Below are 8598 nucleotides of genomic sequence, written 5' to 3'. Positions count from 1 at the left end.
GCGCCTGGACGGGCAGGTTCCCGGCCTCGCGGACGTCGAGGGCGCGGCGCGGCAGGTCGCAGCGCTGAGCATGCTCGGGGTCGCCGCCTCGAACAACTGGGCTATCGCGCCGCAACGCAGCCGCAGCGGCAAGAGCCTGATGGCCAACGACACCCACCTGCCGCTGAGCATGCCGTCGGTGTGGAACTACGTGCAGATCCGCTCGCCCAAGTACCAGGCCGCGGGCGTTTCCATCGCCGGTCTGCCGGGCGTGGTGGCGGGCTTCAACGGCAAGCTGGCCTGGGGCATGACCATGGTCCTGGGCGACAACCAGGATCTCTACCTGGAACAGTTGCGACGCCAGGGCAACCGGCTCTATTACCTGGCCGACGGCAAGTGGCAGCCAACCCGCGAACGCCAGGAAACCTTCTTCATCAAGGGCCAGCGGCCGATCCGCGAGGTCATCCACGAAACCCGCCATGGCCCGCTGCTCAACAGCGCCCTGGGCGAGCGCAAGAACATCCTCCAGCCGCTGCCGCTGAAGAGCGGCTACGGACTGGCCTACCGGAGCATCCAGCAGGAAGCCGACAAGACCCTGGACGGATTCTTCGACCTGTCGCGGGCCAAGACCATCGAGCAGGCCTTCGACGCCACCCGCGAGATTCGCGCGATGCCGCTGAACATCGTGTTCGCCGACGAAAAGCACATCGGCTGGCAGGTCACCGGACGCTATCCGAACCGCAAGGAGGGTCGCGGCCTGCTGCCCTCCCCTGGCTGGGACGGCCGCTACGACTGGGATGGCTATGCCGACCCGATCCTCCACCCCTCCGACCAGGACCCGCAGCAGGGCTGGCTGGGTACCGCCAACCACCGCACCGTGCAGCCCGGCTACGGCGCCCAGTTGTCCAATTCCTGGTACTACCCGGAGCGCGCCGAGCGCATCGCCCAGCTCGCCGGTGCCGGCAAGAGCCACGACACCCAGAGCATGATCCGCATGCAGTACGACCAGACCTCGCTGTTCGTCGCCAAGCTGCAAGCCATGTTCGACAATCCCGGCATGGCGGCGCCGCTGCGCCAGGCCATCGACGCCTTGCCGGAGGCGCAACGCAGCCGGGCGCGGGAGGCCTACGACCGGCTGATGGCGTTCGACGGCAAGCTGACAGCCAGCTCCAGCGACGCCGCGCTGTACGGCGCCTTCCTCCACGAGAGCGCCAGGCAGATATTCCTCGACGAGCTAGGACCGGAAGACGGCCCTGCCTGGAAAGCCTTCGTCGAGACCGCCAACCTCTCCTACTCGGCGCAAGCCGACCACCTGCTCGGGCGCGACGACAGTCCGTTCTGGGACGATACCCGCACTCCGCAGAAGGAGGACAAGCCGGCAATCCTCGCGCGCAGCCTCGCCGCCGCCGTGGAGTTCTGCGAACAGCGACTGGGGAGCGAGCGCAAGGCCTGGCAATGGGGCAAGCTGCACACCTACGAATGGCGGAGCGACAGCTCGAAAATGGCCCCCTACCTGGGCGCCGGCGAGCGCGCCGGACTCGGCGCGATCAAGGGCTATCTCGATCGCGGGCCCTATCCGGCCGGCGGCGACCACACCACGCTGGACGTATCGGCCTACGGCTGGGGCCAGGACTTCGACACTTGGCTGATCCCGGCGATGCGGCTAATCGTCGACTTCGGCCAGAGCGAACCGATGATCGGCGTGAACAGCAGCGGCCAATCCGGCAATCCGGCCAGCCCGCACTACGCCGACGGTATCGACGCCTGGCGCAAGGGGCGCTACGTCAGCTTCCCGTTCCAGCCACAGAACCTCGATCGCGTATACGGCAACAAGCGGCTGACGCTCACTCCCGCTCGCTGAACGGACGGCGCGGAACTTTCCTCCGCGCCGTGGCTCTGAACAGCCGACTTACTCCATGATCATCTTCAGGGCGTCCTTCCGGACGCCCTTCTTTTATCCCCCTCCCGGAAAGCCTCCGTTTTCTCGAAAGCCCGGGCACGGGATCGAACTGATCTCACTCCTCTCCGGCCTCTTCCACGGGCGCCACCAGCGCCCGGTCCAGCCAGTCCGTCGGCAGGCTCTTGCTGGCGCGGGCACCGAGCAGCTTGAGTTGCTCGCTGCGACTGATCAGGTTGCCACGTCCCTCGGTGAGCTTGTTGCGCGCCGCGGCATAGGCCTTGTCCAGTTGCTGCAGGCGCGAACCGACCTCATCGAGGTCCTGGACGAAGAGCACGAACTTGTCATACAGCGAACCGGCACGTTCGGCGATTTCCCGCGCATTCTGGTTCTGCCGCTCCTGGCGCCAGAGGCTGTCGATTACCCGCAGGGTGGCCAGCAGGGTGGTCGGGCTGACGATCACGATATTCTGCGCGAAGGCGTCCTGGAACAGGTTCGGCTCGGCCTGCAGGGCCGTCGAGAAAGCCGCCTCGATCGGCATGAACAGCAGGACGAAGTCGAGGCTGTGCAACCCTTCCAGGCGTCGATAGTCCTTGCCGGAGAGGCCTTTCACATGGTTGCGCAACGACGTTACGTGCTGCTTCAGCGCCTGCTGGCGCAGCAGATCGTCGTCAGCGGCGATGTACTGCTGGTAGGCCGTGAGACTGACCTTGGCATCCACCACCACCTGCTTGTCGCCGGGCAGGCGGATCAGCACGTCCGGCTGGAAGCGTTCGCCCTCGGCGCCCTTCAGGCTGACCTGGGTCTCGTATTCCCGGCCTTTTTCCAGGCCTGCATGCTCGAGCACCCGCTCCAGCACCAGTTCGCCCCAGTTGCCCTGGGTCTTCTGGCCCTTGAGCGCGCGGGTCAGGTTGGTCGCTTCCTCGCCCAGGCGCAGGTTGAGCTGCTGCAGACGCTCCAGTTCCTTGCTCAGGGAGAAACGCTCGCGCGCTTCCTGCTGGTAGCTTTCCTCCACCCGCTTCTCGAACGCCTGGATGCGCTCCTTGAGCGGATCGAGCATCTGCCCCAGGCGCTGCTGGCTGGTTTCGGCGAAACGCTGTTCGCGTTCGTCGAAGATCTTTCCCGCCAGTTCGGCGAACTGTGCCCGCAACTCGTCGCGGGCCGACTGCAGGTCGGTCAGGCGCTGCTGGTGGCTTTCCTGCTGCTCGCGCAGTTCCGCAGCCAGCGCAGCCCGTTCGGAAGCCAGGCGACGCAATTCCTCTTCCCGGCCCTGGCGCTCGCTGGCCCAACGTGCCTCCGCCTGGGACGCCCGTTGCCGCTCCTCCCCCATCAACTCGGCTTCCCGACGCAGCGCGGCGACCTCGCCGGCGAGCCTGGCATGGCGCTCGCCGAGTTGCTGGTAAGCCTCCCTGCTGGTCTCCAACTGCGCATTCAGCCCGTCCTGGGCCAGTTGCGCGGTCGCCAGTCGCTCGCCGAGCAAGGCTATCTCGCGCTCCGCCAGGCTGGCCCTTCTCTGTAGCTGCCATGCCAGGCCGGCCAGGGGAATCGCGGCAGCCAGCAGGCCAAGCAACAGGTTCGGTAGATCGACGGGCATGGGGCACTCCAGCGGAAAACGACGCAACACCCGCCTGGCAGGCGCGCGTGCAGCGGATTCTAGGTTCTTGGGAAAAGACCGTCGAGCGAATAGCGCCGCGCCGAACGAGCACTCCGCTTCCGAGCTGTGCGTAACCCCATGCGCAGGACATTTCAGATACTTCCGTAACGGAAGCCATCGCCCTGCGCCCTTCGCCGCCGGGACATTTCTGCTTCCACGGCATTTTTGTCGCGGCTACAGGGCTTGCCTTGGAGCGTGCGATGTGCTGTCGAGCAAGCGCTTGGGAAATCCACAGATCCTGTGGATAACCCAGTGGAAAAGCCCCTAAAAAACTGCCGAACCCCCGATGGAGTGGGGCTATGGGACAGATTGACGATTTTTTCACCAACTATTTTTATCGTTATTTTTCAATAAGTTACGTTTCAAACATGAAAAATCAAGCGTTTAGAGCCTAACGCTCTCAACCCTTGACAAGCTGCTTTCCATTTGTGCACAAATTTTCGCCGAAGCCTCTTGCCGCCCCATTGCAGGGCAATGCCGTTCGAAATCCCCAGCCACTCTTTCCCTCGGGGCATGCAGGCCAGCCCCGCCCAACCAGCAGGTTGCGGCCTCCAGACGGCGAGCCCGGATCGCTGACAACCGTGCGACCCTCCACTCACGCCGGATGCGGCAACTTTCCGTCCACCAGGAACAGCTCCCAGGAGAAGATTTTCGGCGACCCCGGCACATGCGCCGGCTTGAAGGCCACGTAACCGGCCGTGGTTTCGCACAGCCAGGGCGTCAGGTTGCGAGGACGCTTTTCGGTGAAGGCCGCGGGCGTGAACAGGGCGACATTGCAGCCGCGCTCCGGGCAACGCGCCGAACGGTATTCGAATGCCTGCACCCCGGCGCTGCGTATGGCACTCCCCAGTTCCTGGGGAGCGCGGTAGTCGGCGATGTCGGTCAGCGCAGCCTCGTGATCGGAGAAAGGCGGCGCCTGCAGACGGATTCCCCGCTCCACCTTCCAGCCCGCCTCGAACGAAGCGTGCTCGGACAGAATCCTCCCGCTCGGTGGCGGCACCGCCATGCCACTCCACAGGACACAACGGTAATACGCGCTTTCGGCCATGGCCGTTTGCAGCTTCAACGCGGCGTAGAACAGGCTTGGCTCGTGACGACGGCCAAACCGCGACCCCCAACGCAAGGGCGGATAACGGAACGGGGTCTTCAACAGGTAATGCAATGGCTCGGCATCCGCCGGCACCGGCGGCTTGCTCGACTCGAGCAGTTCCTCGAGCAACGCCTGTTCTTCCAGGGTGTCGACCAATTGCAGGGTCGCCACCTGCTCCTGGCTCTCCACCAACCGCACCAGCCGCCCCTGGAGCGGTCGGACATGCCGCTCACCCTTGCACTGTCGCCAGATCTCGCTCACCTTCCGCCCCTCGCTTCCTGTGGTGTCGGATGCCAGCGTAGCGGCACCGCAGTCTCCATTCAGCCAGGCGTGTCGCCTCTGGCTGCCAGCCTTTTCCGTGACAGGCGTAGGCCCCCGTACAGGCGCGCCGGGCATCAGACCTTGCCGCGGATCGCATCGAGGTATTCCAGCACATGAACCAGGCCCTGCACCTGTCCCATCAGTGCCAGCGGCTCGCCCGCCAGGTGATGGTTGGGAGTGCGCAGGAAGTGGCGCATGTCCTCCTGCTGCCCGCCGAACAGGGCATACAGTGCGCGATAGACCCGCACCAGCAGCAGAGCCAGCTCGCCGGTCTTGCTGTCCACCCGCAGGCCCTGGGTCTTCCAGCGGCTGATGGCGCTGCGATCGACGCCGACGATGCCGGCCAGTTCGAGCTGCGTCAGCCCCAATTGCTCGCGCGCGGCCAGGACGGCCTTGGCCAGGACAGCATCGGCGCTGGGACGTTCCTTGATGAGAGCGCTCATGACGACCTCCTCATGTGTGTTTACAACAAACTATCATTATTTTGCTGAAAACACACCTTGATTCGGTCGAACCTAGAGAACCACGCGCAAGCATTGACCGGCGTGATAGAGAGAAAAACCCATCTCGTAGGCGCAACTGCGCAGCCTGGCCGCGGGGACGGGCTTCATGTCACTGAACGGCAACGGCAATGTCGCTCGCTCGCCGCTCAGCAGGTAGTCGGCGAACGCCTTGCCCACTACCGTACCGGTGGTCACGCCGCGTCCGTTGTAGCCGGTCACCGCCAGCAAGCCTTGCGCAGGCTCGAACAGGCGCATCAGATGATCGGGGGTGAAGGCGATGCAACCCGTCCAGCTGTACTCCCAGTTGACCTGGCCCAGGTCGGGAAAGTAATGGCTCTGGATTCGATCGGCCCATTGCCGCAGGAACCAGGCGGGCTTGTTCGCGCCATTGCCGAGGCTTCCCAGCAACAGGCGGCCCTGGGCATCGCGACGGATGCTGCTGAGCACCGTCCTGGTGTCCCAGGAACCCTGGCCGTGAGGCAGGATGCGCTCGGCCGCGGCGCCGTGCAGCGGCGCCGAAGCCACCTGGTAGTAGTAGCCGGGAAAGAAGTGCCGCCTCAGGTTGGTCCACTCGCCCTCGGTATAGGCGTTGGAGGCGATCACCACCTGTTCCGCCAGTACCGCCCCCGCGGCGCTGCGCACCGCCCACAGCGCGCCCTGCCGCTCCAGGGCGAGCACCGGCGAGCGCTGGTACAGTTGCCCGCCCCGCTGTACGACGGCGGTGGCCAGTCCGCGCGAATAGGCCATGGGATTGAGAGTGCCGGCGCGTCGGTCGAGCAACGCCGCGCTGATTCGCCGGGTGCCGCAGGCCTCGTGGCAAGCCGCGCCGGTCAGCAACTCCAGCGGAGCGCCGCGGCGCGTCCACTGCGCGTGACGGCGTTGCAGATCGGCCACGCCGCTGGCGTTGTGCGACATGTGCAGGGTGCCCTCGCGGCGCAACTGGCAATCGATGCCGAGGCGTTCGATGGTCTCCATCACCAGCGCCGGCGCCCGCCCCAGCACGGCGTTGAGCTTTTCTCCCTGCTCGGCGCCGAGGGTGGCGACCACCTCGTCCGGGGGAATCCAGGTGCCGGCGTTGATCAATCCGACATTACGTCCCGACCCGCCGTGGCCGACCTCGTACGCTTCCAGCACGCACACCGAACGGCCGGCCTCCAGCAGGTGGAGCGCCGCCGAAAGCCCGGTGAAACCGGCGCCGATCACACATACGTCGGCGCGCTGCTCGCCGTTCAGGCTCGCCGCTCCGGACAGGCGAGGCGTAACCACTTCCCACAGACACCGTTGCTGCAAACCGCCCATGCGCGACTCCGCTGCCAGCCTCATTGCCATGCGGCGGGAGCCCGCCGCGCCCCGTTCAATCGAAGGTGATGCCCTGTGCCAGCGGCAGCTCGCGGGAATAGTTGACGGTGTTGGTCTGCCGTCGCATGTAGGCCTTCCAGGCGTCCGAGCCGGACTCGCGACCGCCGCCGGTCTCTTTCTCGCCGCCGAACGCCCCGCCGATTTCCGCCCCGCTGGTGCCGATGTTGACGTTGGCGATCCCGCAGTCACTGCCCGCCGCGCCCTGGAACAGTTCCGCCTCGCGCAGGTCGGTGGTGAAGATGCACGACGACAGTCCCTGGGGAACCTCGTTGTTCAGGCGCAGGGCCTCGTCGAAATCGCGGTAGCCGACCACGTACAGGATCGGTGCGAAGGTCTCCGTGCGCACCACTTCGGTCTGTCCCGGCATCTCGACGATGGCCGGCGACACGTAGTAGGCATCCGGATAGCGCTCCTGCAATTGCCGCTCGCCGCCGAACACTCGTCCCCCCTGCTCGCGGGCTCGCGCCAGGGCGTCCTGCATGGCCAGGTAGCTGCGTTCGTCGATCAGCGGCCCGACCAGGTTGCCCTCCAGCGGATGACCGATACGGACCCTGGAATAGGCTGCCTTGAGGCGCTCGACTATCTCGTCCTTCACCGACTCATGGGCAATCAACCGGCGCAAGGTGGTGCAGCGCTGCCCGGCGGTGCCCACAGCGCCGAACAGGATGCCGCGCACCGCCAGGTCGAGGTCGGCGCTTGGCGCCAGGATCATCGCGTTGTTGCCGCCCAGTTCGAGGATGCAGCGAGCGAAACGCGCCGCCACCCGCGGCGCCACTTCGCGCCCCATGCGAGTGCTGCCGGTGGCGCTGACCAGGGCGACGCGACGGTCGTCCACCAGCGCTTCGCCGGCCTCGCGGTCACCGATCAGCAATTGGCTCAGGTGCGCCGGCGCATCGCCGCCGAAGGCCCGCGCGGCACGCTCGAACAGTGCCTGGCAGGCCAGTGCGGTGAGGGGGGTCTTCTCCGAAGGCTTCCAGACCACGGAATTACCGCAGACCAGCGCCAGCGCGGTATTCCACGACCACACCGCGACTGGGAAGTTGAACGCGCTGATCACGCCTACCACGCCCAGCGGGTGCCAGGTCTCGCGCATGTGGTGGCCGGGACGCTCGGATGCGATGGTAAGACCGTACAACTGGCGCGAGAGGCCCACCGCGAAGTCGCAGATATCGATCATTTCCTGGACTTCGCCGAGGCCTTCCTGGGTGATCTTGCCCGCCTCCCAGGACACCAGTTCGCCGAGTTCGGCCTTGTGCCGACGCAATTCCTCGCCGAACAGCCGCACCAGTTCACCACGGCGCGGCGCCGGCACCTGGCGCCAGGCGCGGAACGCCTGTTCGGCGCGCTCGACCTTGGCGGCAACGGCGGCGCGCCCCTCCAGTCGCACCGCAGCCAGGCGACTGCCGTCGATGGGGGTATGCACGGCAAGCTCGCCATCGCGAAAAGCATTGGGGTCGAGGCCGAGACTGCGCAGCAATCCGTCGATCATGTGAGGTTCTCCTGGCTGTTCGTTTCCGCTCGTTTTAGTCGGTTTGCCCGGTAGCGACAAACGACCTTTATTCGCCACGTCATTCCGAGTTTTCATACTGGCTCCGAGCTGTCGCGATCCGCCGTCTTTCCCGTACCATGCACGCCTTCGCCGGCCAGCCCCCGCCTACCCGATATGGACAAGAAACAGCTGTTGCGCCTGATCACGGAAAAGCTCGCCGCGGACCTGGAAATCGCCGTCCGCGCCGCGCAGACCGCCCATGAGACGGCAACCCACGAAGAGAACGTCGCCGAGAACAAGTACGAC

The 8598-nt window shown here is 65.8% G+C and carries 6 protein-coding genes and 1 pseudogene; 2 read left to right on the top strand and 5 right to left on the bottom strand.

The genetic code is table 11. The annotated features are described in order from the left end of the window. A partial coding sequence (quiP, locus tag FFS27_RS23595) for an acyl-homoserine-lactone acylase QuiP (RefSeq protein ID WP_137952239.1) occupies positions 1–1840 on the top strand: 1840 nt, incomplete at its 5' end. Positions 1841–1994: 154 nt separating this feature from the next. Here the strand turns inward: quiP and rmuC are convergent. The 5 genes from rmuC to amaB all read right to left on the bottom strand — a co-directional run bounded on the left by rmuC (position 1995) and on the right by amaB (position 8292). Continuing rightward, positions 1995–3356 carry a DNA recombination protein RmuC gene (gene rmuC, locus FFS27_RS23590; RefSeq protein WP_073647918.1) on the bottom strand — a complete coding sequence of 454 codons (1362 nt, stop codon included), beginning with the start codon at positions 3354–3356 and terminating at the stop codon, positions 1995–1997. Between the two features lie 769 nt (positions 3357–4125). Further along, the gene (locus FFS27_RS23585) at positions 4126–4881 is read right to left on the bottom strand and encodes an RES family NAD+ phosphorylase (protein ID WP_021264413.1); all 756 of its coding nucleotides are present in this window, start codon (positions 4879–4881) and stop codon (positions 4126–4128) included. 134 nt (positions 4882–5015) lie between these two features. Then, positions 5016–5384 (bottom strand): antitoxin Xre/MbcA/ParS toxin-binding domain-containing protein, encoded by a 369-nt coding sequence (locus tag FFS27_RS23580; RefSeq protein ID WP_003086329.1) that lies wholly within the window; start codon positions 5382–5384, stop codon positions 5016–5018. 72 nt (positions 5385–5456) lie between these two features. Then, positions 5457–6743, bottom strand: a complete 1287-nt coding sequence (amaA, locus tag FFS27_RS23575; protein WP_003086327.1) for an L-pipecolate oxidase — start codon at positions 6741–6743, stop codon at positions 5457–5459. A gap of 55 nt (positions 6744–6798) precedes the next feature. Beyond that, complete coding sequence (amaB, locus tag FFS27_RS23570) at positions 6799–8292, bottom strand: L-piperidine-6-carboxylate dehydrogenase (protein ID WP_003086325.1); 1494 nt, start codon at positions 8290–8292, stop codon at positions 6799–6801. 174 nt (positions 8293–8466) lie between these two features. Between amaB and FFS27_RS23565 the strand changes: the two are divergent. After that, positions 8467–8598 (top strand): annotated as a pseudogene (locus FFS27_RS23565) (transcription elongation factor GreAB); the annotation flags it as partial.

The sequence above is a fragment of the Pseudomonas sp. 2VD genome (genome assembly GCF_005503585.1).
GTDB lineage: Bacteria > Pseudomonadota > Gammaproteobacteria > Pseudomonadales > Pseudomonadaceae > Pseudomonas > Pseudomonas aeruginosa.
Note: the sequence above shows the minus strand (reverse complement) of the source record. Positions and strands in the feature narration are given on the sequence as shown.

What these genes read in the sequence shown, in the direction of transcription:
- amaA (WP_003086327.1), bottom strand. Translation starts at nt 6,743, where the DNA reads ATGGGCGGTTTGCAGCAACGGTGTCTGTGGGAAGTGGTTACGCCTCGC.
- amaB (WP_003086325.1), bottom strand. Translation starts at nt 8,292, where the DNA reads ATGATCGACGGATTGCTGCGCAGTCTCGGCCTCGACCCCAATGCTTTT.
- FFS27_RS23580 (WP_003086329.1), bottom strand. Translation starts at nt 5,384, where the DNA reads ATGAGCGCTCTCATCAAGGAACGTCCCAGCGCCGATGCTGTCCTGGCC.